Origin of the sequence: Pararhodobacter sp. (assembly GCF_036802785.1) — a bacterium.
In the GTDB taxonomy this organism is placed as follows: Bacteria; Pseudomonadota; Alphaproteobacteria; order Rhodobacterales; family Rhodobacteraceae; genus Pararhodobacter.
The window spans coordinates 32,600-57,910 of the sequence record NZ_DAIRVN010000003.1; the positions used below are offsets into that span (position 1 = coordinate 32,600).

General features: G+C 65.7%; 24 protein-coding genes and 1 riboswitch. Of the genes, 2 read left to right on the forward strand and 22 right to left on the reverse strand.

The window, feature by feature from the left end:
- Positions 1-17: 17 nt before the first annotated feature.
- From V7Q53_RS02125 to V7Q53_RS02190, 14 genes are all read right to left on the reverse strand, one after another.
- A complete protein-coding gene (locus tag V7Q53_RS02125; RefSeq protein WP_333826720.1) occupies positions 18-1,181 on the reverse strand; it encodes an acyl-CoA dehydrogenase family protein in 1,164 nt (387 codons plus the stop codon).
- Positions 1,181-1,960 (reverse strand): enoyl-CoA hydratase/isomerase family protein, encoded by a 780-nt coding sequence (locus tag V7Q53_RS02130; protein ID WP_333826721.1) that lies wholly within the window; start codon positions 1,958-1,960, stop codon positions 1,181-1,183. Before V7Q53_RS02130 ends, V7Q53_RS02125 begins: the two co-directional genes overlap by 1 nt.
- Before the next feature lie 11 nt (positions 1,961-1,971).
- The gene (locus tag V7Q53_RS02135; protein ID WP_333826722.1) at positions 1,972-3,084 is read right to left on the reverse strand and encodes an acyl-CoA dehydrogenase family protein; all 1,113 of its coding nucleotides are present in this window, start codon (positions 3,082-3,084) and stop codon (positions 1,972-1,974) included.
- Between the two features lie 279 nt (positions 3,085-3,363).
- The gene (locus V7Q53_RS02140; protein WP_333826723.1) at positions 3,364-4,404 is read right to left on the reverse strand and encodes an NADP-dependent oxidoreductase; all 1,041 of its coding nucleotides are present in this window, start codon (positions 4,402-4,404) and stop codon (positions 3,364-3,366) included.
- A complete protein-coding gene (locus tag V7Q53_RS02145; RefSeq protein WP_333826724.1) occupies positions 4,401-4,646 on the reverse strand; it encodes a hypothetical protein in 246 nt (81 codons plus the stop codon). The genes V7Q53_RS02140 and V7Q53_RS02145 overlap by 4 nt, the downstream gene beginning before the upstream one ends.
- Entirely contained in the window at positions 4,618-5,619 is a 1,002-nt protein-coding gene (locus tag V7Q53_RS02150) for an oxidoreductase (protein WP_333826725.1), read from the reverse strand. Before V7Q53_RS02150 ends, V7Q53_RS02145 begins: the two co-directional genes overlap by 29 nt.
- Before the next feature lie 135 nt (positions 5,620-5,754).
- Complete coding sequence (locus V7Q53_RS02155) at positions 5,755-7,008, reverse strand: SDR family oxidoreductase (protein WP_333826726.1); 1,254 nt, start codon at positions 7,006-7,008, stop codon at positions 5,755-5,757.
- 12 nt (positions 7,009-7,020) lie between these two features.
- A complete protein-coding gene (locus V7Q53_RS02160; protein WP_333826727.1) occupies positions 7,021-7,773 on the reverse strand; it encodes an SDR family NAD(P)-dependent oxidoreductase in 753 nt (250 codons plus the stop codon).
- Positions 7,763-8,764: an acyl-CoA dehydrogenase family protein gene (locus tag V7Q53_RS02165; protein WP_333826728.1), complete on the reverse strand. Its 1,002-nt coding sequence runs from the start codon at positions 8,762-8,764 to the stop codon at positions 7,763-7,765. The genes V7Q53_RS02160 and V7Q53_RS02165 overlap by 11 nt, the downstream gene beginning before the upstream one ends.
- A gap of 2 nt (positions 8,765-8,766) precedes the next feature.
- Positions 8,767-9,945 carry an acyl-CoA dehydrogenase family protein gene (locus tag V7Q53_RS02170; protein ID WP_333826729.1) on the reverse strand — a complete coding sequence of 393 codons (1,179 nt, stop codon included), beginning with the start codon at positions 9,943-9,945 and terminating at the stop codon, positions 8,767-8,769.
- Positions 9,942-12,080 carry an acetate--CoA ligase family protein gene (locus tag V7Q53_RS02175; protein ID WP_333826730.1) on the reverse strand — a complete coding sequence of 713 codons (2,139 nt, stop codon included), beginning with the start codon at positions 12,078-12,080 and terminating at the stop codon, positions 9,942-9,944. Before V7Q53_RS02175 ends, V7Q53_RS02170 begins: the two co-directional genes overlap by 4 nt.
- Before the next feature lies 1 nt (position 12,081).
- Positions 12,082-12,855 (reverse strand): enoyl-CoA hydratase/isomerase family protein, encoded by a 774-nt coding sequence (locus V7Q53_RS02180; RefSeq protein ID WP_333826731.1) that lies wholly within the window; start codon positions 12,853-12,855, stop codon positions 12,082-12,084.
- Positions 12,856-13,004: 149 nt separating this feature from the next.
- On the reverse strand, positions 13,005-14,513 hold the full coding sequence (locus tag V7Q53_RS02185; protein WP_333826732.1) for a tripartite tricarboxylate transporter permease: 1,509 nt from the start codon (positions 14,511-14,513) through the stop codon (positions 13,005-13,007).
- Positions 14,514-14,523: 10 nt separating this feature from the next.
- Positions 14,524-14,976: a tripartite tricarboxylate transporter TctB family protein gene (locus V7Q53_RS02190; protein WP_333826733.1), complete on the reverse strand. Its 453-nt coding sequence runs from the start codon at positions 14,974-14,976 to the stop codon at positions 14,524-14,526.
- 244 nt (positions 14,977-15,220) lie between these two features.
- Between V7Q53_RS02190 and V7Q53_RS02195 the strand changes: the two genes are divergently transcribed.
- A complete protein-coding gene (locus V7Q53_RS02195) occupies positions 15,221-16,198 on the forward strand; it encodes a Bug family tripartite tricarboxylate transporter substrate binding protein (RefSeq protein ID WP_333826734.1) in 978 nt (325 codons plus the stop codon).
- 84 nt (positions 16,199-16,282) lie between these two features.
- Here V7Q53_RS02195 and V7Q53_RS02200 read toward each other — a convergent pair whose 3' ends face one another.
- Positions 16,283-17,407 carry a zinc-binding dehydrogenase gene (locus V7Q53_RS02200; protein ID WP_333826735.1) on the reverse strand — a complete coding sequence of 375 codons (1,125 nt, stop codon included), beginning with the start codon at positions 17,405-17,407 and terminating at the stop codon, positions 16,283-16,285.
- 257 nt (positions 17,408-17,664) lie between these two features.
- Between V7Q53_RS02200 and V7Q53_RS02205 the strand changes: the two genes are divergently transcribed.
- Positions 17,665-18,873: a hypothetical protein gene (locus tag V7Q53_RS02205; protein ID WP_333826736.1), complete on the forward strand. Its 1,209-nt coding sequence runs from the start codon at positions 17,665-17,667 to the stop codon at positions 18,871-18,873.
- A gap of 131 nt (positions 18,874-19,004) precedes the next feature.
- On the opposite strand, the gene V7Q53_RS02210 is transcribed toward V7Q53_RS02205, so the two are convergent.
- The 7 genes from V7Q53_RS02210 to V7Q53_RS02240 all read right to left on the reverse strand — a co-directional run bounded on the left by V7Q53_RS02210 (position 19,005) and on the right by V7Q53_RS02240 (position 25,282).
- A complete protein-coding gene (locus V7Q53_RS02210) occupies positions 19,005-19,757 on the reverse strand; it encodes an ABC transporter ATP-binding protein (RefSeq protein ID WP_333826737.1) in 753 nt (250 codons plus the stop codon).
- Positions 19,754-20,806, reverse strand: a complete 1,053-nt coding sequence (locus V7Q53_RS02215) for a FecCD family ABC transporter permease (RefSeq protein ID WP_442954405.1) — start codon at positions 20,804-20,806, stop codon at positions 19,754-19,756. Before V7Q53_RS02215 ends, V7Q53_RS02210 begins: the two co-directional genes overlap by 4 nt.
- Before the next feature lie 5 nt (positions 20,807-20,811).
- Positions 20,812-21,855 carry an ABC transporter substrate-binding protein gene (locus V7Q53_RS02220; RefSeq protein WP_333826738.1) on the reverse strand — a complete coding sequence of 348 codons (1,044 nt, stop codon included), beginning with the start codon at positions 21,853-21,855 and terminating at the stop codon, positions 20,812-20,814.
- 57 nt (positions 21,856-21,912) lie between these two features.
- A riboswitch (cobalamin riboswitch) is annotated at positions 21,913-22,122 on the reverse strand.
- Between the two features lie 61 nt (positions 22,123-22,183).
- The gene (locus V7Q53_RS02225) at positions 22,184-23,188 is read right to left on the reverse strand and encodes a succinylglutamate desuccinylase/aspartoacylase family protein (RefSeq protein ID WP_333826739.1); all 1,005 of its coding nucleotides are present in this window, start codon (positions 23,186-23,188) and stop codon (positions 22,184-22,186) included.
- Positions 23,189-23,200: 12 nt separating this feature from the next.
- Complete coding sequence (locus V7Q53_RS02230; RefSeq protein WP_333826740.1) at positions 23,201-23,947, reverse strand: amino acid ABC transporter ATP-binding protein; 747 nt, start codon at positions 23,945-23,947, stop codon at positions 23,201-23,203.
- Between the two features lie 32 nt (positions 23,948-23,979).
- Positions 23,980-24,639: an ectoine/hydroxyectoine ABC transporter permease subunit EhuD gene (gene ehuD, locus V7Q53_RS02235; protein ID WP_333826741.1), complete on the reverse strand. Its 660-nt coding sequence runs from the start codon at positions 24,637-24,639 to the stop codon at positions 23,980-23,982.
- Positions 24,629-25,282: an amino acid ABC transporter permease gene (locus V7Q53_RS02240; protein WP_333826742.1), complete on the reverse strand. Its 654-nt coding sequence runs from the start codon at positions 25,280-25,282 to the stop codon at positions 24,629-24,631. The genes ehuD and V7Q53_RS02240 overlap by 11 nt, the downstream gene beginning before the upstream one ends.
- Positions 25,283-25,311 lie beyond the last annotated feature (29 nt).

A 25,311-nucleotide genomic window follows, 5' to 3' on the forward strand; every position in this document is an offset into this window, starting at 1 on the left:
CTGCCCTCCCTTGATTCTCAACGCGATGGCAGGCCGAGAACGGCCTTCGCGAGGATGTTGCGCTGAATTTCGTTCGACCCGCCAAAGATCGCCGGCGCGCGGGCGTCAAGGAACAGGTTCATGGCATCCACATGACCATCGCCCACCGGCAGATCGTCATAGTACCGGGCCTCTTCGCCCGCGACGGCGAGGGTTTCTTCGGTGATGCGCTGGTAAAGCTCGGTGCAGAAAATCTTCAGGACCGAGACATCCGCGCCCAGCTCCTTGCCCTCGCGCAGCACCCGGGCGAAACGCTCAAAGGCCGAGCCGAGGTCATAAAGGTCGGTGCGCAGCCGCGCGTAGCGTGAGCGGAAAGCGGCATCGTCGAACGCGCCGCGCCCCTCGGCCAGTTGCTTCAGCCGCTCCAGCGCGTATTCGGGCCGGGCGGGCGAGCCCAGAAAAATCCGCTCATGGCCCAGCACGGCCTTGGCCAGCGCCCAGCCCGCATTGACCTCACCCACCACATTGCGGACCGGCACGCGCACGTTGTCAAAGAAGACTTCGCAGAAATCAGCCTCTTCGCGCAGGTTGGGGATGGTGCGGACCACCACGCCGGGCGTGCTCATGTCCACCAGCAGAAAGGTGATGCCGTTTTGCGGCTTCGCGGCCTCCTTGTCGGTGCGCACCAGAAGCAGGATCCAGTTCGCGCAATGGGCCAGCGTCGTCCATATCTTCTGCCCGTTGACGATGAAATCATCGCCCTCGCGCACAGCGCTGGTGCGCAGGCTGGCCAGATCAGAGCCCGCGTTGGGTTCGGAATAGCCCTGACACCAGACATGCTCACCCGACAGGATTTTCGGCAGGAATGCGGCTTTCTGATCCTCGGTGCCAAAGCTGATCAGCAGCGGCCCGGTCAGGCCGATCCCGTGGTCAGGAATGCGCGGGCAGCCGAGGCGCGCCCATTCCTCGACATAGATGATGTGCTTGGCCGGGTTCAGCCCCATGCCGCCGTGTTCCTGCGGCCAGACCGGCGCCAGCCAGCCCTTTTGCGCCAGCGCGTGATACCATTGCGATACCTCGTCAAAGGTCGGGCGCTGCTTGCGCATGAAGCGCAGATGCTGCGGGCAGTTGGCATCAACCCAGTCGCGGAAAACCGCGCGAAACGCATCATCAGACAGCGCGTTCCAGTCCTGCTGCGTCATCACAGATCATCCCTGAACACCGGCGGGCGCTTTTCAAGGAAGGCTTGCATCGCTTCCTTGCTGTCCTCATGGCGCGTCATCTCAACTGTCAGGTTCTGCTCAAAGCGGTAGCCGTCTTTCAGCCCCATGGTTTCAACAGTGTTGATCGCGCGCTTGGCCAGCCGCACGGCGGCCGGGCTTTTTGAGGCGATGGCGCGGGCAATTTCCATCGCGGTATCCATCAGCGCCTCAGGTGCCACGCAGGCTTCAATCAGGCCGCGGCGATACAGCTCTTCCGCCGGAACGCGCCAGCCGGTCAGCACCATGCGCCGGGTCAGCGCCAGCGGGAAGGCGCGCATCGTATGGCGCACGCCGCCCATCAGACCGATATCAATCTCCGGCAGGCCGAAAACCGCCTTGTCCGAGGCCACGATCATGTCTGAGCAAAGCGCCAGCCCCATACCCGCCCCCAGCGCCGGGCCGTTCACGGCGGCGATAACCGGGATGTTCATCTCCATGATGACGAAGCCCACCTCACGCGTGCGGCGCAGGTGGCGGTTGGTATCGCCCGGCGTGCCCTGACCGACCTTGCCACGCGACTTGATATCCGCCCCGGCCGAGAAGCATTTGCCGTTGCCCGTCAGCACGATACAGCGCACGCCCCGGGTTTCGTTCAGCTCGTCAAAGGCCGCTGTCAGCTCTTCGACGAATTCACGCGATTGCGCGTTCACCGGGGGCGCGTCCATCGTCAGAACGGCGACATGGTCCTCGATGGTGCATTTGATCAGGTCATTCTTCATGTTTCGTCCTTTCAGGTGGCGCTTTCGGCGTCCAGAAACGCCAGTCGCATCTCTTCGGGTTGGCCAAGCGTGGCGTTCAGGGCGATCGCCCGTTTAAGGTAAAGGCCGATGTCGCATTGGTCGGTAAAGCCCATCGCCCCGTGCAGATGCACCGCGCGGCGCGTGATCGTGGTGGCGCCGTCGCCCGCGCGCGCCTTGGCGGCCAGAACCGCCATCGCCGCGCCGTTCCCGCCCTGCTGTAGCGCCTCAACGGCATTGGCGACGGCCGCGCAGGCAAATTCGGCGTCAGCCCACATATCGACCAGCCGGTGCTGAATGGCCTGAAAGCTGGCGATGGCCTTGCCGAACTGCACGCGCTCTTTGGTAAATGCGACCGTCATCTCCAACGCCCGCGCGCCGTTCCCGGCCAGCTCGGCGGCAAGGGCAAAGCGCGTCAGACGGATCGCGCTGGCGAAAGCGGCGTCCACCACCGCGCCGCGCGCAATGACATCGCCCTCAGCCACGTTCACCCCCTGAAACGCCACGCCGGAAAGCGTTGCCGCGTCTATCCCCGGGCGCTGATGCACGCGCATCCCCTCTCCCCCGGCTGCAACGCGCAGCAGAACCGGTGTGTCGCCCTGCCGGGCCAGCACCAGAAAGCCGGTGGCCGAGGCCGCGCCGCTGACCAGATGCGCCTCGCCTTCCAGCAGCCCGCCGGATGACAGGCTCAGCGGCTGGCACCGCCCGCGCGCATCCTGCCAGAGAACCGGCACAATCTGCTCGCCGCTGGCGATACCCGCCGCCAGATCGCGCACCGCGTCGCTGCGCTCCAGTCCCGACAGCAGCGCGCCGGGAAAGACCGACAGCATGGCGAAGGGCTCGGTCAGAAGCGCGCGGCCCAGGCTTTCGGCCAGCACCGCCAGTTCAGCCATTCCCTGCCCCGCGCCGCCCAGCTCTTCGGGAAGGGCAAGGCCCAGCCAACCGGCCTGCGCCATGTCGCGCCAGACCTTCAGGTCCATATCAGTGCCCGCGCTGCGGCGCCGGCGCAGGATGGCGGCGCCGTCATTGCGCGCGGCCATCACCGCCACGCTTTCGCGCAGCATGGCCAGGGTATTCTCGGGATCATCAAGCATGATCAGGGGCATGGTGCCTCCCAGCACTGTCAGTCACTTGCGCGGGTGAGCGGGCCGGGAAATCAGCCCATGTCAAACCCCCCGCCCAAAGCGAAGTGTCTGCGGCTGAATGAAAACCTCCCCGGCGCGACGCGATGGCCCACGCATTCTCCAGCTACAGGAAACGGGTGCGGGCGTCGGAAGTCAAAGATTATCGCATGTGGGGTGCAGAGTTTCACAGGTGTGAAAGCCGCCCTGATGCCCTTCCCCCGCACTGCCGCATTTCCCCACTAAATGCGGGCCGTTCGCGCATCAGACGGGCTCGGCAATCTGCACAAGGGTCTTGCCGAAGCCCGCGCCTTTCAGCATGCCAAGGAAGGCCGGAACCACCTGATCAAAGCCTGAATGCAGGTTGAACTCTTCGCGGATGGCGCCTGACCGCAGCCAGCCCGCCATGGTGTCGGTAAACTCGGGGTGGTTCTGGTAAAGGTCATAGACGATGAACCCGCGCAGGGTCAGACGCCGCACCAGAACCCAGCGCATGAACTCTTCCAGCGCCTTGGGGTCGGTGCCGGACTGGCCGTCATATTGTGAGATCAGCCCGCAGACCGGGATGCGCGCGAACATGTTGAGCAGCGGCATGACAGCCGCTGCCACCTTGCCGCCGACATTCTCGAAATACACATCGACACCCTTGGGGCAAGCCGCCGCCAGCGCCCCGGCAAACCCTTCAGCGCGGTAATCGACACAGGCGTCAAAGCCGAAATCCGCAACCACGCGGGCGCATTTTTCCGGCCCGCCCGCGATGCCGACAACCCGGCAGCCCAACTGGCGCGCGATCTGCCCCACCAGTGAACCGACCGCCCCTGCCGCCGCCGAAACCACAACCGTTTCCCCGGCCTTAGGCTGACCGATGCTGAGCAGCCCGCCATAGGCGGTGAAGCCCGTCATGCCCAGGGCACCCAGCCATGATTGCGGCCGCGACAGCGCCGGATCGACGCGCTTTGCATGGGCGGCGCGCACCACCGCATATTCCTGCCAACCGCCCGAAATCGCCACCATATCGCCCGCCTCAAACGCCGGATCGGCCGAGGTGACAACCTGCGCCACGCTGTTGCCCGGTATCGCCTCACCGATCTGCAGCGGCGGCGTATAGCTTTCGCGGTCATGCATCTTTAGCCGCAGGTAAGGATCGACCGACAGCCAGAGGTTGCGGCACAGGATCTGGCCGGGCTTAAGCGCGGGCAGCACGGTTTCGACCTGCCCGAAACACCCGGCGGTGGCCTCATCCTCCGGGCGGGCGGCAAAGACATACTGGCGGTTTTTCAGGGTGTTGGTCAGGACGTTGGTCATGGGGCATTTCCTTTTTGGTGCTGGGGCGCGCTGTCAGGACGGTCCCACAGGCCACTTGCCGGGCGGTCCGCCTGACGGCCGGTGCCAAGGGCGGGGGTATCGGGGCGCAGCACGGCATGCCCCGTCCAATTGTTCGGTCGCGCGCGGATGTATTGCGGCGGGTAGTCGATATCGACACCCAGCGCCGCCGCCGCATGCCAGCCCCAGCGCGGATCATCCAGCATCCCGCGGCCAATAGCCACCAGATCGGCATTCCCGGCGCGGATGATCGCATCGGCCTGCGGCCCGTCCAGAATCTGGCCCACCGCCATTGTACTGAGGCCCACCGCGCGCCGGATATGCGCGGCAAAAGGGCACCTGATGGCCGGGGGTTGCGGGCGGAATACGCACATCGGGCGACAGATTTCCCGCCGACATGACCACATAATCCACGCCGGTATCCTTGAGCTGGCGGGCCAGCGCTGTGGCATCCTCCAGCGTCATCCCGTCCGGGTGCCAGTCGGTGCTGGTCATGCGCACCCCCAGCGCCTTGGTGCGGGGCCAGAGCGCGCGCACCCGCTCCATGATCGCCAGAAGCAGGCGGTTGCGCCCCGCCTGATCGCCGCCCCAACGGTCTTGCCGGTGGTTGGTCAGGGGTGAGAGGAACTGATGCAGCAGATAGCCATGCGCGGCGTGCACCTCGATCAGGTCAAACCCTGCCGTATCGGCGCGGGCAGCGGCGGTGGCGAAATCGTCAATCACGCGGCCAATGTCATCGCCGGTCATGGCCTGCGGCGCCGGCCAGTCGGCACTGACCGGAATGGCCGAGGGGGCGATGGTCTGCCATGCCCCCTCCTCTGCCGGGAGCGCCTCACCCTTTGAACGCGCGAAGATGCTGCGGGCCGAGGCCCGGCGGCCAGCATGCGCCAGTTGAACCCCCAGCGCGGCGGTCGAATAGCGGCGGATCTCGTCCAGAAGGGCGGCCAGTGCCCCGGCCTGCGCATCGGTGTAAAGGCCAAGGCAGTCGTGGGTGATGCGCCCCTCTGGCGACACGGCGATCGCCTCGGCAATCACCAGCCCGGCCCCGGACAGGGCCAGCCCGCCCAGATGCATCCGGTGCCACGGCTGCGCGATGCCATCAACCGCGCTGTACTGGCACATCGGTGACACCACAATCCGGTTGGCAAGCCGAAGCCCGCCAAGCCGGACAGGGGTGAACAGGTCTGCATTTTCCATCGTCGCCTCCTCCTTGCAGCGCCCTCCCGCGCTGTGGCGCGAAGTCTGGGAGGTTTCGCGGTGCATGAACAGCCGCTGCATCACCCTGTGGCATGTTTTCACAGATGTGAAAGCGCGCGCCAGGCTTGGTGCGGATCACTGCGCCGGTGCCAGCCCCGCCAGGTTCCCGGCAATCAGGGTCTGGCCGGTGATGTATCCCGCCTCAGCACCGGCGAGAAAGCGACACAGCGCCACCAGATCCGCCTGCGCGCCGCCGTGCCATTCAATCGCATTCACCCGCATCCCGGCGCCGGCCCATTCCAGCGCCAGCGTGCGGGCCAGCATCGCCTGTGCCGCCTGCCCCGCTTTCCCGGCGGGCGTAACGCCCGGGGGTGCGACGAAAATCAGCGTGAAATCCTGGCAGCGGGCGGGATGGGTGGCGCAGGCCTGCGCGGTGTCGCGCGCCCGGGTCAGGATGTCTGCCAGCGGGGCGCCGTCAAAAGCGGTGGTGTCGATCACCCCGCCCAGCGGACGGATGGCGCCAAGGCCCTCCAGGGTGGTGGCGGTGATATCGGAGGCGGCGGTTGTCAGACCCAGCCACGCCAATGCTCCCGGCCCCTCCAGCGCCCCACGCGGCGGCATTGCGCTGGACGATGCCGTGCCCTGACTGTTCCCGCCATCAACGATCAACGTCTGCCCGGCGAGAGGCGCACCTGAGCCGGAGGCCATGAAGGCGACCGCATCGGCAATGTCCTGCGGCAGCGCCAGACGGCCCAGCGGGATGGTGGCGGCGACCGCGTCCAGATCCAGCCGCCCGGCGCGGCTGAGCTCTTCGACCAGCGGGGTCAGCGTGTAACCCGGCGCAACCCCGCCGATGCGCAGCCCGCGCGCGGCAAATTCCGGCGCCAGCCCCTCGGTCAGCGCCACCAGCGCGGCCTTGGTCGCGCTGTAGGGTCCGCGCAGCGGCAGCGGTCGCCACGCCGCACCCGAGGCGATGTTGATCACCACGCCACCCGGGCGCAGCAGCTGTTGCGCCTGCGCGCAGATTTCCTGCACCGCCGTCAGGTTCAGCGCCACGATCCGCCCGAACGCCGCGTCTGGCATCCCGGTCAGCGCATGGCCGCCGGTATCGGTCATGCCCGCGTTGTTCACCACCAGTTGCAACGCACCAAAGGCGCGCAGGGCTTGAGGGACAAGGTCGCGCGCGGCCTCTGCATCGGTCAGGTCCACGCCGATCGCGCCATGATCCGGGCCAAGGGTGGCCGCCCGGCGGCGGGCCTCATCAGCGTTCAGATCGGCGATGACAACGCGGTAGCCCGCGCGCGCCAGACGCTGACAGATCGCCCAGCCGATACCGCCCGCGCCCCCGGTGACCAGCGCCACCGCCGAATGTGCCAATGTGCTGCCCATCGCCCCGCCCCCTCAGGTTATCGCAATGCCGATGCCGCCATCCGCCGACAGAACCTGCCCGGTGACAAAATCGCTTTCCGCATCCAGCAGGTAAACAATGGCGCGGGCGATGTCATCAACCGTGCCCAGCCGCCCCATCGGGGTATTGGCGACGCGTTTGGCGTCCCGCTCAGCCGAGCGGTGCTTGGCGGTGCCCTCGGTCGGCACCGCCGACGGGGCGACCGCGTTCACCCGGATGCCGCGCGGTCCCAGCTCCACCGCCGCCGCGCGCGTCAGGCCCATCACCCCCGCCTTGATCCCGCTATAGACCAGCGAGTTCGGGGCCGAGCGGAAACCGGCAGCCGAAGCCACATTGACGATGGTGCCGCCGCGCGCGTCATCCATCACCGCCGCCGCTGACTGGATCGCCCAGATGATGCCGCTGAAACCGATCTGAAGCATGCGGTCAACGGTTTCAGGCGCAATGTCGGGGATGGCCTGATAGCGGACCCATGCGGCATTGTTGACCAGCCCGTCCAGCCGCCCGGTCTGCGCCATGACCGTGTCAATGGCGGCCTGAACGCCGTCGCGCGTGGCCACGTTCTGCACCACGGGAAAGGCCTGCCCGCCCGCCTGCGTGATCTCGGCCACCGCATCGGTGACGAACTCTTCGCGCAGGTCATTCACGCCCACAACCCAGCCGCGCGCGGCCAGATGTTTCGCCGTCGCGCGCCCGATCCCGTGGCCTGCGCCGGTGATCAGCGCGGTTTTTGCATCAGCCTGCATTGACAAGATCTCCATACCATTCGTTTTCCGAGCCGGTGAGCAGCGCCTGCGCCAACGCATCGACCCCCGCGATTGCCGCGCCATAGCTGGCCTGCGCATGCATCTGGCGCAGGTGGCGGTGCAGCGGCACCTCCCATGTAAAGCCCATGCCGCCGAAGAGCTGAATGGCGCTTTCCGCCACATTCGGGCCGATCTGCGCGGCAGACAGCCAGACCGCTTCGCGCGCAATCGCGGCCCCCTCGGCGGGGTCGGTCAGGGCGCGGGTCAGGCCGGTGCGCAGCGTCTCCACCGCGAGCGCGTCGCGCGACAGGCGGTGACGCAGCACCTGATAGGCCGACAGCGGCTTGCCGAACTGCACACGGTCCTGCGCATATTCAGTCGCCAGCGTCAGGCATTGCGCCGCCGACCCCATGACGAAGGCCGCGCGCAGAAGGGCGGCATCGGCGCGCAGCGCGGCAACCTGGGCTGCGTCCAGAACCGGGCGCGGGGCGGGGCCGGTCAGGGACAGCGCGCAATCGGGGGCATCAATATCCAGCGCGGAGCCGGGCTGCGCCACAGCCCCCGCGCCGGGCTGCACCAGCCCCGCCCCGCCACCGGCCAGAAACACCAGCACCTGCGCGGCATCGCCGCCCATGGGCGCACCGCCGACCACACCATTCCCGGCGCTGCCGGTCCAGGCGATGGTGGCCACCGTCTGCCCCCCGGCAATTGCACTGGCAAGGTCAGGATCGACGGGTGCCAGATGCCGCGCCAGCAGGATCGCCTCGATCAGCGGATAGGCCAGCAGCCCGCCCCCCGCCGCGCTGACAATCGGCACGGCAAAGCGGATGGGCAGGTCCAGCCCGCCCACGGCCTCAGCCGCAAGGACGCCCAGAAGCCCCGCCTCAGCCAGATGCACACCGCGCGCGGCGGTATCCGTGGCCGTGCGGCAGGTTTCGATCACGGCGCGGGCGGTATCCTCAAACTCTTTCGGGTCAAGTTCATCATGCATGCTCAAGCCGCCTTTTTCAGATTCAGGATACGTTTGGCGATGATGTCGAGCTGAATTTCGGTGGTGCCCGCATAGATCGTCTCGGCCCGGCTGGAGAGGTAGATATCCGCCATCCGCGCATGCAGATCGCGCAGCGGCCCCTCCACACCCGGCGGAAACTGCGACACAATCTCCCATGCGATCCGCGCGAAACGCTGGTGCGCCTCAGACCAGTAGAGCTTTGGGAAGCTGCCGTTCGGGCCAATTTCATGGCCCGCCATCAGCCGCCCGATCAGGGTTTCGACCAGCCCTTTCAGCATTTCGATGTCGATGCGGACCTGCGCCAGTTGCCGCGCGTAGGGCTGCATGATCGCCGTCGCCCGCGCATCGGTACGGCAGGCGGCGATCAGATGCTCCAGCTCGCTCTGAAAGCGCCATGAGCGGTACATCCGGTTGGTCGCCCGCTCTATCGACAAAACGCGCGTGGCGGCGGCCCATCCCTCATCCGGGGCGCCCAGCATATCGGCGTCTGAGACGATCACATCGTTGAAGAACACTTCGCAGAAAGAGCGCTGGCCGTCGATTGAACGGATCTCGCGCACGTCAATGCCCGGTGTGTCCATCGGCACGGCGAACAGAACAAGGCCCTTGTGCCGCTCTTCCGCCGCGCCGGTGCGCGCCAGCAGCAGGCAACGCTGCGATTTGGAGGCGCCGCTGGTCCAGATTTTCTGGCCGTTGATGCGCCAGCCCTCGCTCATCCGCTCGGCGCGGGTGCGCAGCGCGGCAAGGTCAGAGCCTGCGCCGGGCTCGGAAAAGCCCTGGCACCAGATGTCCTGCATTTTCAGGATGGCAGGCAGATAGCGCTCTTTCTGGCTGTCGTTGCCTACCGCCAGAATGATCGGCCCGGCCAGTTCCTTGCCGATGGAATTGACCGAGTTCGGCGCAGGCGCGCGCCCGATCTCGCGGTTGATTTCCAGATGCTCACGCAGGCCAAGGCCGTGGCCCGCATAGGCCGTGGGCCAGGTGATCCCGGCAAAACCGGCCTCATGCAGGGCTTTCTCAAAGGCGATCAGCTCCGCCAGCGTGGCGGGCGTGTCGTGGGCGCGGTCGGTGCGCAGCCGGCCCGTCAGGTTGTCGGCCAGCCACGCGCGGGCGCGGGCGGCGGGCGTCAGGGCGGTTTCCTGTGGGGGTGACATATTCATTCTGCGGCTTCCTGACTGTGCTGCCCGCGACCGATGATCAGGGCATCGAGCGCCACGGCGCCCTGCCCGGCATCGCGGACAAGCAAGGGGTTGATATCAATCTCGGCAACCGCATCGGCATGGCGCACCGCAAAACGCGACAGCGCGGCCACGGCGCGGGCAGCGGCCTGCACATCGGCGGGTTTGCGGCCGCGCGCGCCGTCAAGCAGCGCAAAGGCCTTGAGGCCGCGCAGCATTTCCAGCGCCTGATCCTCGCTCACCGGGGCAAGGCGCAACGCGGTATCCTTGAAGATCTCGGCAAAGACACCGCCCAGCCCCACCATCACCACCGGCCCGAAAGTGGGGTCGGTGACGGTGCCCAGGATCAGCTCGGTCCCGCCTGCGGTCATCGGCGCGATCAGCACCCCGTCGATGCGCGCCTTGGGGGCATGCTGCGCGGCGGCGGCGATCAGCCGGTCATAGGCCGCGCGCGCGCCATCAGCGCCGGAAACATTCAGCGCCACCCCGCCGATATCGCTTTTGTGCTGGATATCGGGCGACAGGATCTTCATCGCCAGCGGCACGCCCAGTTCATCAGCGGCGCGCGCCGCGTCATCGGCGCTGAGCGCGGTAAACTCCTGCGGGAAGGGCAGACCGGCCGCCGCAAGCGCCGCCTTGGCACTGGCCTCGTTGCGGGTGGTGCCCGCAGGAAGGGGCGCGGGCGCGATGGCCTCAACGGGCGGCGCGGGATGATGGCGCGCGCGCTCGATACGGCCAAGCGCCGCCGTGCCCCGCATTGCTGCATCAATGGTGGGGAAACAGGCGATCCCCAGCGCGCGCAGGTCCGCCACGGCGTCTTTCGGGCCTGCAATACAGGCCACCAGCGTGCGGTCGGCATGGCGCGCGGTCACGCGGGCCAGCGCCTCGGTGAACACCTTGCGCAGGCGCGGGATACCCATTCCCAGAGCCAGCATCAGACAGACGGTGGTGTTTGCGTCATCGGCGAGCGTGGCATCCAGCAATGCTTCCAGCACATCGGGATTGGCCGACATCTGCGCGGTCGCATCCACCGGGTTCCCCGTGGCGGCAAGCGGCAGGATCGCGCGGATGCGGGCCTGCGCCTCGGCGCCAAGGGGGTTCACACCCACCCCATGGGCCGAGGCCGCATCGGCCATCATCACCCCGAACCCGCCCGAAGCCGCGACCATCGCCGCCGAGGGTTGTACCCCGATCCGCCGCGCGCCAACTGCCTCAGCGGCGGCGCCGACCTCAACCAGCTCTTCCAGCGAATGCACCCGCACAGCGCCATACCGGGCGAAAACGGCATCAAACACCCGGTCACTGCCCGCCAGCCCGCCGGTATGCGACAGCGCCGCTTTCTGCCCGGCCTCGGATGTGCCGATCTTCAGCGCGATCACCGGCTTTCCGGCCTTATAGGCACGCTCCAGCGCGGCAGTCAGGCGCGGGCCGTCGCGGCAGGTTTCCAGACAACACAGGATAACCCGGGTCTCGGCATCATCGGCCAGCCAGCCGATGGCATCGCTGGCCTGCACATCGGCCTCGTTGCCGGTGGCGATGAACCGCGCCAGCCCCACGCCGCTGTCAGCCAGCATGCTCAGCGCCGCGCTGCCGATATTGCCGCTTTGCGACACAATGGAAATGCCGCCCGCCTTTGGCATCTCCTGCTCCAGCGCGATTGAAAAGGTGCCGATCGCGCGCTCACGCACGCCCACGGCGCCAAGGCAGTTCGGCCCGACAATCCGCATGCCCGACTCGCGCGCAATGGCGCTGACCCTTTCTTGCAGCGCCACACCCTCAGCCCCGCTTTCGCTGAACCCCGCGCTCAGCACGATGGCCGCCGCCACTCCGCGCGCCGCCGCCATTTCCAGCGCGGCAACGGCCGCCGCACCGGGCACGGCGACCAGCACCAGATCCGGCACTTCGGGCAGCGCATCCAGCGTGGCAAACGCGGGCAGGCCCTGAACCGCGTCAACCTTGGGATTGACCGGATAGATCGCCCCCGCATAGCCATGCTTGCGCAGCAGGTGAACCGGGCGCCCGCCCGTCTTGGTCGGCTCAGTCGAGGCGCCGACGATGGCAATGGCGCGCGGGCTGAAGATCGCCGCCGCGCCGCGGTCAGAAAAGGTGCCCGTCATCTCAGCGCCCCTTGAAAACCGGCGCGCGCTTTTCAAGGAAGGCCATGCGCGCCTCCTTGGCATCGTCAGTTTTTGACAGCGCCATCGTGTAATTCTGCTCAAGCCGGTAGGCATCGCGCTGCGGCATGTTTTCCACCATGGTTGCGGCCTGCTTGGCATAGGCAATGGCCAGCGGCGCCTTTGAGGCGATCTCCTGCGCGACGGCCATCGCGGTGGGGATCAGGTCTTTGGCGCTGGTCACTTCCTCGATGATCGCGCGGTCTTTCAGCTCCTGCGCGCTCAGCCGTGCGCCGGTAAAGAACAGCCGCCGCGTGGTGGAGCGGCCGAAAAGCGAGTGCAGCATCGAGGCACCACCGGCCAGCCCGACGTTGATTTCCGGCATGCCGAACACCGCCTCTTCCGAGGCATAGAAGATGTCACAGGCCGCCATCAGCCCGAAGCCCGCGCCAAGTGCCGCGCCATTCACCGCCGCGATAACGGGCTTGGCGCATTCCTTGATCGCATTGCCGGTTTCGCGCGTGGCGCGGTTGTGCTCCAGAAAGTCACCGGGCTGCGCGGCGTCCGGCCGGTCTTTCAGATCGGCACCGGCGCAGAAGGTCTTTCCGGCGCCGGTCAGCACGGCGGCGCGCACATCCTCGCGCTGCGAGATTTCGTCGAAAACCGAGATCAGTTCATAGCGGGTCTGGCGGTCAAGCGCGTTCACCGGTGGCCTGTCCAGCGTCACCAGTGCCACATGCCCGTGCATCTCCACCCGCAAATTCTTCTTGTCGAACATGGTTTCCTCCTCTCGACGCGATACCGACCGAACGGTCAGTCACTCGCTTTGATCTACCAGCCCGGTCCCCACCGGGCAACAGTTTTCTTGCCATTTCACCCCGGTGACTGACCGCCCGGTCTGGTGGCGCGACGGCACACAGCCGGCACTCACCCCTCAGATGTCGCGCGGCTCAGCCGGTCACGCCAGGTGGTGAACCCGCCCCAGACGATCAGCGCAACGCTCAGCGCCAGAAAGGTCATGCTGATCCCGCTGCCGATGAAAATGCTGAAATCCCCCCGCGCAACCAGCAGGGCACGGCGGAAATGCTCTTCCAGCAGGGGGCCAAGGACGAAACCCAGCAGCAGCGGCGCGACCGGATACCCCAGATACCGCGCCAGAAAGCCCAGCAAGCCGAATGCAGCGGTCACGAACACATCAAACGTGCTGTTGCCAATCGAATAGACACCGACGCAGATGAACGCCAGAATTGCCGGATAGAGCAGATGATACGGGATGGTCAGAAGCCGCACCCAAAGCCCGATCAGCGGAATGTTGAGCACCAGGAGAATCAGGTTACCAATCCAGAAACTGACCATCAGCCCCCAGAAAAGCGAGGGGTGCTCGGCAATGAGGTTCGGCCCCGGGGTGATGCCATGGATCAGAAGCGCGCCCAGCATCAGCGCCATGGTCGGGCTGCCGGGGATACCCAGCGACAGCGTGGGAATGAAGCTGGCCTGATCGGCGGCATTATTGGCCGCTTCCGGCGCCATGATCCCTTCCACCGCGCCCTTGCCAAAGTTCCTGCGGTTCGGCGAGACGCGCTTTTCCGTGGCATAGGCGACAAAGGCCGCGATGGAAGGGCCGGTGCCGGGCAAGGTGCCGAAGAAGGTGCCAAACGCTGTCCCGCGCAGCACCGGCGCGACGGAGCTTTTCAGCTCGGCCTTGGTGGGCAGCATGGAACGGATGGTGATATCCTTGCTGGTAAAGCGCTTTCCAAGGTTCTGCCCGATGGACATCACCACTTCCGAGATGCCGAATATCCCCACCGCAAGCGCCACAAGGCTGATGCCGTCCACCAGTTGCGGAAAGCCCACGGTAAAGCGCAGCGCGCCGGTATAGACATCCATCCCCACCGTTCCCACGATGAGGCCGACGACAACCATCGCCAGCCCGCGGATGGGTGAATCGTTGGAAATGGTCGATGCCGCGATCAGCCCGAAAAGGATGATGGCGAAATACTCGGGCGGGCCGAAGCGCAGCGCGTATTGCGCGATGACCGGGGCCAGCGTCATGCAGATGATGATGCCGATCGACGCCGCCGCGAACGAGGCGATGGTGGTCATCAGAAGCGCCACGCCCGCGCGCCCGTTCTGCGCCATCGGATAGCCGTCAAGGCAGGTGATCGCATTCGAGGGCGTGCCGGGAATATTCAGCAGAATCGAGGTGGTGCTGCCGCCATAGCTGGTGCCGTACCATATGCCCGCCAGCATGATCAGCGCGGTTGTCGGCTCCATGTAGAAGGTCAGCGGCAGCAGCATCGAAATGGCGGTCAGCGCGCCGATCCCCGGGATTATGCCGACAACCGTTCCCAGCAACACGCCGATAAAGCAGTAGAACAGGTTGTTGAACGAAAACGCGACGCCAATACCAAGCGACAGGTTGTTGATCAGGTCCATTGGCGCACCCTCAGAAGCGGAAAGCTTGGATCGGCAGGTTCAGTCCGACGATGAAGATGAGCCAGCACAGAACCGACATGCATGTGGCAAGAACCACCGCGCCGATCAGCGACAGCGCGCGGTCGGCGAAAGTGGCGAGGATGACGGTAACGAAAATCGCCGGGACCAGCCCCAGAACCCGGATCAGCAATCCGAACGCGATGACGGCCAGCAGCACCATGGCAAGGGGCCTGACGGGCAGCCGGGGCAAGGCCAGTTCGCCCTGATCGCTCTGGCTGCGCCATGCGGCAACGCCCAGCAGCAGTTGCACCATGCCAAAGCCAGCAAGAGTGATACCCAGAATCAGCGGGAACATGCCCGGACCCATTCGCCTGAAACTGCCAAGGCTCAGTTCCGCGCCAGCATAAACCGCGAAGGCAAGCCCCGCGATGGCCAGCACCGCGCCGCCCAGGATGTCTTTCATGACACTCCTCCCCTGTGAAGATCGGTCTCTCCGAGGCTCCCACCACAGACCGACCGCCCGGTCTTTAACACATGAACAAACGTGAGTCGAGGTTCATTGCACGCCATCTTCACCTCGGAACTAGCTGATAAACAACGATTCCACAAATTTCTTGTTGGATTTCATCATATATGTATATAACCGACCGGTCGTCCGGGCGGCAGCGAGTCCATCGGCCTGACGCACCAGTGCTTTGGAGGAAGCCATGAACAGAATTTTCACATTTCTCATCGCGGCCGCAGCCGTGGCCCAGTTCGGCACCGCATCGGCGCAATCAGCCTATCCCGAAAGGGCCATCACGCTGGTGGTGCCCTTCGGCGCGGGCGGCGTGACGGATACGATGGCAAGGCTGCTGGCAGAGCCGCTTTCGGGCGAACTGGGCCAGCCCGTGATCGTCGAAAACCGGCCGGGCGCCGGCGGGCTGGTGGGCACCGAAAGCGTGATCGCCGCCGATAATGACGGCTACACGCTGCTCTATGCCTCGTCGGGGCCGCTTGCGATACTGCCCTCGCTGACGCCTGATCAGGTGCGCTATGACCCCCTCACCGCCCTGACCCATGTCCGCGGTATCTCGGCCTCCAGCCAGGTTCTGGTGGTTCCCAGCGATGCACCCTACGATACGGTCGCGGAACTTGTCGCCTTTGCCGCTGAGAACCCTGACACGCTGAACTTCGGCTCCCCGGGGATCGGCACGGCGCAGCACCTGGCGGGTGAGCTGTTCAAATTTGCGACCGGCGCCAGCATGGATCATATCCCCTACCGCACAGGCGGCAATCAGGTGGCTGATCTGATTTCCGGTGTGATTGATCTGTCGTTCGACTACTCGGCAGTCCTCGCCCCCTATATCGACGCAGGCCAGCTCAAGGTTCTTGCCACGACCGGCGCAGAACGGCACCCGCGCTTCCCCGATGTGCCCAGCGTGGGCGAAGCCGGGTATCCTGACGCTGTGAACGTGGGCTGGACCCTGTTCTCGGTGCCGCGCGACACACCTGCGGAAATCGTGGAAAGGCTGTCTGCGGCGATGGAGAGCGTTCTGCAATCCGAGCGACTGGTGACCTATATGGAAAGCAACGGGCAGATGTCACTCGGCGGCTACGGCCCTGCAGAGATCGCTCAGTTCGTGGCCGATGAGAACGAGAAATACATAACGATCATCGACGCGGCGCAGATCCAGATCGACTGATCGCAGGCAGCAGCGAGAACGCCAAAGGGGTGCCGGGTCAGAACCCGGCGCCCCTTTCATTTATACGCCCGACCGGGGCGCCGATCACTCCCCGCCCGGAACGATCAGATACTTGGCGCCCGTCGCCTTGCGTTGGCAGGCAAGCGCAACTTCCGGGGTCAGCACATCCCTCAGGCTGACGGTGGCGGTATAATGGCTGGCAAAGGTCGTCGTCATTTCCGTAACCACACGCTCCCGCATCCGCCTGGCGACCGACGGGTCCGCGCGGCTCAGGAAGTGGAACAGCAGCCAGCCGCCCACCCGCCAGCTGAACCCGAAACCGCGCTTCAGGACTGTTGGCGCATTGTCGAGCGTGCCATAGATATACACCTGCTTCATGGTGGTTGAGCCGTAGCGGTCGTAGCTCTCCATACGCCGCAGCGCCACCGCCTCCATGGCGTTCAGCATCATGCTGGTCATCTCGCCCCCGCCGATAGCGTCAAAGCCCAGCGTCGCGCCGGTCTCGCTGATCGCCTGCTCCAGCGCCTGCGCGAAGTCGCTGGCGCTGCTGTCCACCACATGCGTGGCACCGATCCCGCGCAGAAGCTCGGCCTGCTGCGGGCTGCGCACGATGTTGACCAGCCCGATCCCGTCATCCTTGCAGATCTTCACCAGCATCTGCCCAAGGTTTGACGCGGCGGGTGCGTGGACGATGGCGGTGTGCCCCTCAGCGCGCATCGTCTCGACAAAGCCAAGCGCGGTCAGCGGGTTGACGAACAGCGCCGCACCCTGCTCGGCGGTGGCACCCTCGGGCAGGACGATGCAGGCCTCAGCGGCGACCAGCCTGAACTGCGCATACATGGCACCCCCGATCATGGCGACGCGCTTGCCGACCAGATGCTGAAGCTCAGGCCCGGCCTCAACCACAAGGCCCGCGCCCTCATTGCCCACCGGCATGGACTGGCCAACACGGGCGCGCACAGCGGCAAGGCCCCGGGGCGGAACCTGCGCGCTCAGCACGGGCGCATCCGCACTGCCGCCCGCCGTCAGGGTGGTCATGTCGGCAGGGCCGAACAGCAGGCCCAGATCAGAGGGGTTGACCGGCGCGGCCTCTATCCGGACCAGCAGCTCGCCCTTGCCAGGCGCGGGAAGCGGCACGCTCTCAAGGGTTAGCCGCAGCATCCCGTCGGCGGTGATTGTCGATCTGAGTTCAAGGTTGCTGCGTGTCATTTAGGCCCTCATGAATATGCGTTCTGCCGTGTCCGTCATCGGCCTGCATCAAACGATGCCCATGCGCCATTGTCCAGCATCACCCGGGAAGGACGTGGCGCGCACCCGTGGCGGCGCCTGCCGGTCTTGCCGTCCAGCACAAGTAATGTAATAACATAACTTCTCGGAATCGCCCCGGGGTATCCGCATGCCCTCATTCTCGCGCCAGCAATCCGCCAGCCCACCGCTCCCTTTCGAAACGCAGTAAGGAAAAGACCATGTTCAGAACACTCGCAACAGGAAGCGCACTGGCGCTGATCGCGGGCAGCGCCGCTTTCGCTCATGATGATGTAACGCTCTATCGCGTGTTCGTCGGTGATCATGCCGCGCCGCGCGTCACCGCCTTTGACCTGAGCGAACCTGACACCCGCTGGACATTCGACACCACCGGGCAGGCAAGGCTCTACAGCGTTGCCAATGGCGCGGTTGTCGCGGCGGTTCAGTCTGACGATGACGCGGTCAGTTTCTTCACCAGCGGCATCGAATTCCATGACCACGGCGACCATTCGGATATCGAGGTTTCCGACCCCGCCGCAATCGCCACCACGCTCACCGGGCCGCGCCCCTTCCATGTGGTCGATCACGGCGGGCATGTGGTGATCAACTATGATCTGGGCGGCTATGCCGAGATCATCGACAGCCACCACCTTTCACATGGCGAGGTCGAGGTGACGCGCTTCACCCAGTCGCGCGCGCATCATGGCTTCGTGGCACCGCTGGGCAACATCTGGCTGTCCAGCGTCGCCTCCGACGCCGAGGTTGCCGACGGCGCCTCGGTGCCGCGCCTTGGCCTTCAGGCCTTCAATGCCGACGGCACCCCGGCCAGCGATCTGGCCACCTGCACCGGCATCCATGGCGAGGCCTTCTCGGGCGCCTATCTTGCCGCTGGCTGCGCCGAGGGTGTGCTGACCGCGACAACCGGGGCGGACGGGGCGGAGTTCCGCATGCTCGCCTATCCTGACGACCTGCCGCAGGGCGTGACCACCGGCACGCTTCTAGGGTCCACCGGCATGCAGGTGTTCCTTGGCAATTACGGCGGTGACGGGCTGGTTGTCATTGACCCGGTCGATGCGCCGCATTTCCAGCATATCGCGCTGTCCTTCCGCCGCGTCGATTTCGCGCTGGACCCGGTGCATCCGGCCCAAGGTTATGTGCTGACCGCTGACGGAACGCTGCACCGCATCGACCTGTTGCAGGCGCAGATCACCGCCAGTGCCAAGGTCACCGAACCCTATTCGATGGACGGCCACTGGAATGACCCGCGCCCGCGCCTTGCCATGGCCGGGGATGAGATTGTCATGACCGACCCCAACGCGGGCCTGATCCGCCGCATCTCCACCGAGACACTGGAAGAGACCGGCACCATCGCCGTCGAGGGGTTGCCCTTCAACATCACCGTGACCGGCGGCAGCGGCGTCAGCCACTGAACCACTGCCTGCCACCGGGCGACGGCAGAGTGAAGAAGCGCAGGGGCCCTGCGGCATGATTGCGGGGCTTTTGAGAACGGACACAGAGGCCGCGCTGGCCATCAGAACCATGCGCGGCCATGCGTTCCCCCTCAGAAGAACGCAATCCTCGGGCCGTCAGGGCCGTTCTGAATGGTCGCCTCCACCGCAAAAACCGTGCGGATAAGCGCCGCGTCCAGCACCGCGCAAGGGGCCCCCTGCGCCACCAGCCGCCCCTCATGCATCACCGCGATCTCATCGCAGAAGGCAGCGGCCTGATTGAGGTCATGAAGCGCCACCACAATGCGCGTTCCCAGCCTGGGCAACAGCCGCATCAGGTCAAGCTGATGGCGGATATCCAGATGGTTGGTCGGCTCATCCAGCAACAGCTCGCGCGGCTCCTGCGCCAGGGCGCGGGCAATCTGTATCCGCTGACGCTCACCGCCGGACAGGGTTGCCCAGTGCTGTGCGGCGCGGTGCGTCATTCCCGTGCGCTGCAGCGCCAGTGTCACCGCAGCCTCGTCGCGCTCTGACCAGCCCGCCCATGCATTGCGCTGCGGCAACCGCCCCAGCGCCACCACCTCGCGCGCGGTCAGCGCCACCTCGGTCATCGCCTGCTGTTCAACCAGCGCAAGGCGGCGCGCTATCTCGGGGCGGCGGATGTGCGCGATGGGCTGATCATCCACATAAACCGCGCCGCCGGTGCCACGGCGCAGCCCGGCCAGCAGCCGCAACAGGCTGGACTTGCCCGAGCCGTTCGGCCCCACCAGCCCCAGCACCCCCTTGTCCGGCAGGCGCAACGTGACACCGCGCACGATGGCATTGCCGCCGGTCGTCCATGACACATTCTCGGCGCGCAGGGTCATCTTCCCCTCCGTGAGCGCCACAGGATGAAGGCAAAGGCCGGTGCGCCGAACAGCGCGGTGATCACCCCGATCGGCAGCACCTGCCCCGGCAACACAAGACGCGACAGCACATCGGCGGCGACCATGAAAACCCCGCCGGCAAGCGCCGAACCCAGAATCAGGCGGCCATGCGACGGCCCCACGATGAAACGCACCGCATGCGGAATGACCAGCCCGACAAAGCCCACCGCCCCCACAATGCTGACCACCGTCGCCGTCAGCAGGGCGGTCAGCGCGAACAGCTCAACCCTGACCCGGGCCACATTGACACCCAGCGAGGCCGCCGCATCCTCGCCAAAGGCAAAGGCATCCAGCGCGCGCGCCCGGTAAAGCGCCACCGCCAGCCCGAACAGCATGACCGGGAATGCCAGCCCCACATCCGGCCAGCGCACCCCGCCAAGGCTGCCCAGCAGCCAGAACATGATCCCACGGGTCTGTTCGGCACTGGCCGACGAAGTGACGATGAACGAGGTCGCGGCGTTGAACAATTGCGACCCGGCGATGCCTGCCAGAATGATCCGCTCGGTCCCGCCACCCGCCCCGAAGGCAAGAACAGCAACAAAGCCAAAGGCAAGGCCAGCCCCGGCGAAAGCGCCGAACGGCACGGTCAGCGCCCCGGCCCCGATGCCCAGCACCATGATCATCACCGCCCCGGTAGAGGCCCCCGCCGATATCCCCAGCAGATAGGGCTCTGCCAGCGGGTTGCGCAGCAGCGCCTGCAACACCGCGCCACAGATCGCCAGCGAGGCACCCGCACAGCCCGCCACCGCGGCCCGGCTGAGGCGGTAATGCCAGATGATCCCCTCATGAATCGGATCGACAGCCAGACCGAGGCCCAGAAGCCGGTTGCCAAGCGTTGCGGCAACGTCCTGCACCGTCACCGGAATTTCGCCCAGCAGGATCGCACCCGCCGCAGCGGCCAGCAAAGCGACGGTTGACAGCAGGACGAAGGCGCCCAGCCCCAGCACGCTGCCGGGCCGGGCACCGGGGCGGGGGGCCGCCCGGGACAGGTATGTCACCGTGTCAGACCGTGCTCACGCAACCCGTTTGCAAGCGTTTCAACACCGTCCACCGCGCGCAATGTCGGGTTCATCGAATGCGCCGACATCTCGATAAGATGGCCGTTACGCACCGCCCGCAACTGGCGCGCCACCGGGTCATTCTCCAGAAACGCCAGCTTGGCGGCGATGTCGTCGGCGGGCAGCCTGCGCCGGTCCATTGAGCCCAGCACGATCACATCGGGGTCAAGGCCGATGATCGTCTCCCACCCCACAAGGGGCCATTCCTCGTCTGAGGTGATGACATTGCGCACGCCCACCACAGAGGAAATCCACGCCGGGGCGCCAAAACGCCCGGCGACATAAGCCTCGCCATCCACCTGCGGGGAGGAGAACCAGTAAAGCACGCTCACATCGCGCGCCTGCAGCGCCCCGGCATGGCCGGTGGCGGCCTCGATCCGGGCGGCATTGTCAGCGATCAGCGCCTGACCGGCAGGCTGCGCGTCAAAGATGGTGGCCAGCTCTTCGATTTCACGGTTCAGCAGGTCCATGGTCCATGCCTGCGACCGCGCACCATCGCCGCTGCCCGCGCTGAAATCGCTTTTCGCGCATTCGGCGGGTGAGACATAGGCGGGGATGCCAAAATCACCGAACTGCCGGAACGTGCCGACGCGGGCCTGCTCAGGCGCGATATCGTTGATCCATTGCGCCGCCACAAAATCAGGCCGGGTGCCCAGCACCGCCTCAAAACTGGGGGAATTGTCAGCGAGCCTTGGCAGGGATGCACCGGCCTCGGCCAGCGCCTCGGGCAGCGGGGCCAGCCAGATCCCGGTGCCGACAATGCGCTCTGCCAGTCCGAGCGAGAGCATGATCTCGGTTGTGCCCTGCCCGATCAGAACAGCGCGCTCAGGGCTGCGCTCAAAGCGGATCTCGCGCTGGCAGTTGCTGATTTCAACGGGATAGTCGGTTGCCTGTGCAAGAACCTGGGTAACGGGCATGGCGAACAGCGCCGCTGCAAACATGCCAAGCGCGCGGCGGGGGCCGCAGGATATCTGAGACATTGACGTTCCTTTCCCGGACGCCCCGTCCGGTGGGTCATGAAGGTTTCAGACCCGCGTCTTCGCGGGGCCGGAACGGCAGGTCTCCTGACTTGCGGCCATGGTTCCGATACCGCCTTCCCGCATCACGGATGCAGTGGCTTCGCCTCAAAGGGCGACAGGTTCGGAACGGCCGCTTACAGTTGCGGGGGCAGTCCCGGATTTCGCGCTGTCACACGCGGCACCGGGTTCCCTTTTCATCCCGGGGGAACCGTTCGGGCGCGAACATCCTGCGTCAGGCTGGCGTTGTCAAGCGCCAGCGGGGCCGTGATCCGCCGGCCCAACGGGCACGTCAGAGCAGCTCGGCCAGATGATAAAGGCAGTCGCCCAGCCGCGTATGGGCAAGCGCGCGCCGGCAGGAGATGACGCCGCTGGCTGAAAATTGCAGCGCGGTGGGCGGCAGCAAGGGCTGCTCATGATGATGCAGGCGCCCGGCGGGTTGACCGGCCTGAACGGCCTCTCCCGGCTGACAAAACGGCTCAAAGAGGCCGCTGTGCATGGCATAAAGTGAGGTGGGGCGCGGCAGCGTGCGGGCAAGGCGCGTTGGGGTTTCAGGTGTGCGCAGATCGGGCGCAGTCCAGATACCCCAATGGGCAAGCGCGCGCCGGGTGCCGTCAGCGGCATGGCGCAGGCCCACCGGGTCAACCCGCGCGCCGCCGCCCAGCTCGGCCGTGATTGCGGGAATGCCGCGCGCGGCGGCGGCCGCATAGAGCGTAGTATCGCCCCCGCCCCCGGCGCCTTGCGTAAGAATGCTCCAGGGTGCCGAGAAAACCTCCAGCAGTTCACGGATTTTCGTATCCGTCTCCTCACCCCTGCCATAATGGCCCAGCCCGCAATGGGCATATTCCAGCGACCGGCCACCTGAATGCAGGTCGATCACGAAATCAGCGCGCGGGAAAAGCATGTCGGTGATGTAATGGGCAAGCATCTGGGTTGGCGTGCCCTGCGCCTGACCGGGGAAGCTGCGGTTGAGATTGCCCTCATCCAGCGGTGAAACGCGGCGCCCGGCGGCAACCGCCGGATAGTTCAGCCCGGGCAGGATCAGAAGGCAGCCGCGCACATCCTTCGCCTCGATCTCGCGCGCAAGATCCAGCAGCGCGATCTGCCCCTCATATTCATCGCCATGATTGCCCGCGCACAGCAGCGCCGTGGGCCCGGTGCCGTTGCGGATGCGGATAAGCGGCACCGGCACCCAGCCATAGGCCGAAGTATCGACCGAATGGGGAATGCGCAGGTAATCGGCCTGCTTGCCCTCGCCGTCCAGATCAAGCCCCGACCAGACCATGCTTTTCGTCATCGCATTACCCTTTCAGAGGATCTGGCTGAGGAACAGCCTGCTGCGGTCATTCTGCGGGTTGCGGAAAAATTCCTCGGGTGGCGCCACCTCGACAATCTCGCCCCGGTCCATGAAGACCACGCGGTCCGCCACCTGCCGCGCAAACCCCATTTCATGGGTGACGCAGATCATGGTCATGCTGTCCTGCGCAAGGTCGGTCATCACATCAAGCACCTCCTTGATCATCTCAGGATCAAGCGCCGAGGTGGGTTCATCAAACAGCATGACCTTGGGGTTCATGCACAGCGCCCGCGCGATCGCCACGCGCTGCTGCTGCCCGCCTGACAGTGTGCCGGGGTATTTCAGCGCCTGCTCAGGAATGCGCACCCGCTCAAGAAAATGGCGCGCGATATCCTCTGCCTCGGCGCGGGGCATCTTGCGGGCGCGGGTCAGGGCAAGGGTGCAGTTGCGCAGCACCGTGAGATGGGGAAAGAGGTTGAAATGCTGAAACACTATGCCAACATCGCGGCGCACCTCGTGCAGGTTGCGGGTGCGCGGCCCCACCTCATGGCCATTGACCGTGATCGTACCGGCATCATGCGCTTCAAGCTGGTTGACGCAGCGGATCAGCGTGGACTTCCCTGAACCCGAAGGGCCGCAGATCACCACCCTTTCCCCCTTGCGGACATCAAGCGAGACCCCCTTGAGGGCCTGAAACCCGCCGAAAAACTTGCTCACGGCATCAATGCGGACGGCAGATTCAGTGTCGGTCGTGGCCATGGAAGGGAACTCCGGTGTCATGGGGCGCGCCATCAGCGTTTCGCCGAGGCCAGCAGCCGCAGCTCCAGCTGGCGCACCGCCCAGGCGATGGAAACGGCAAGGATCAGGAAGACCGCGCCGACCATCAGCATCGGTTCGGAATAGCGGAACGTGTCAGAGCCGATATCAAGCGCGGCGCCCAGCATCTCGGGCACGGCAATCACCGCCAGATAGGGCGTGGCCTTCAGGATCGAAACGAAATAGTTGCCCATCGGCGCGGCGATGTTGCGCAGCATCTGCGGCGCGATCACCCGCAGGATGGTGTCGGCAGCCGTAAGCCCAAGCGCCTGCGCCGCTTCGGTCTGGCCGCGCGGGATGGAATCGATCCCGGCCTTGAACACCTCGGCCAGATAGCCGCTGTAATAGACCGACAGCGCCAGCACCCCCACCACCAGCGCGGGCAGGACCACGCCATAGAACGGCAGCACATAGTACAGGAAATAGATCTGGACCAGCAGCGGCGTGGAGCGGATGAAATCAATCACGAAGCGCATCAGCAGCCCCATGACCCACCCTGTCCGGCGCAAAATCTCAAAGCTGAAGCCTAGAAGCGAGGCCCCCAGCGACCCGGCGATGGCAACCCAGATCGTCGTCCAGAGGCCGCGCAGGATATAGGGCAGCGTCGCCAGCGCGAACTCGATATCAAAATTCATGGCTGCGCCCCCCGGCCACCCGGCGTTCCAGAAGCCGCCCGAACACCGTAGCCGGATAACAGACGATGAAATAGGCCAGCAGAAGGCCGGTATAGGTACCGACCGGATCATAGCTGAGCTGCGAAAGCTGCTTGGCGCGGAAGGTCATGTCGGTCAGCGTGATGAGCGACACAAGCGCTGTGCCCTTCACAAGCTGGATGAACTGGTTGATGAAGCTGGGCAGCATCGCCGTAAAGGCCTGCGGCAGTTCGATCAGCGCCAGCACCTCCCAGCGGCGGATGCCAAGGGCCAGACCGGCCTCGGCCTGCCCCCGGTCAAGCGACTGAAGTGCTGCGCGCACCGCCTGACTGCCGTAACCGCCGATATTGAGCCCCAGCGCCATGGCCCCCACCGTGATGCCGGAAAGCGTGATGCCGAAGCTGGGCAGCGTGTAGTACAGCACGAAAAGCGTGATGATGACGGGCGATGAGCGCCAGAATTCGATCAGCATGGTCACCAGCGCGCGCACCGGCCCGTTGGTGAAATGCTGCATCACCCCGCCGAAGAACGCGAAGGGAATGGCATAGAGCAGGCCATAGGCCGTGACCGTGGCCGTCACCCCGAAGCCCTGAAAGATGCCCGCAAGGATCTGTCCGAATGTCATGTCGAGAACCTCGCGGGCTAAGGGTTTAC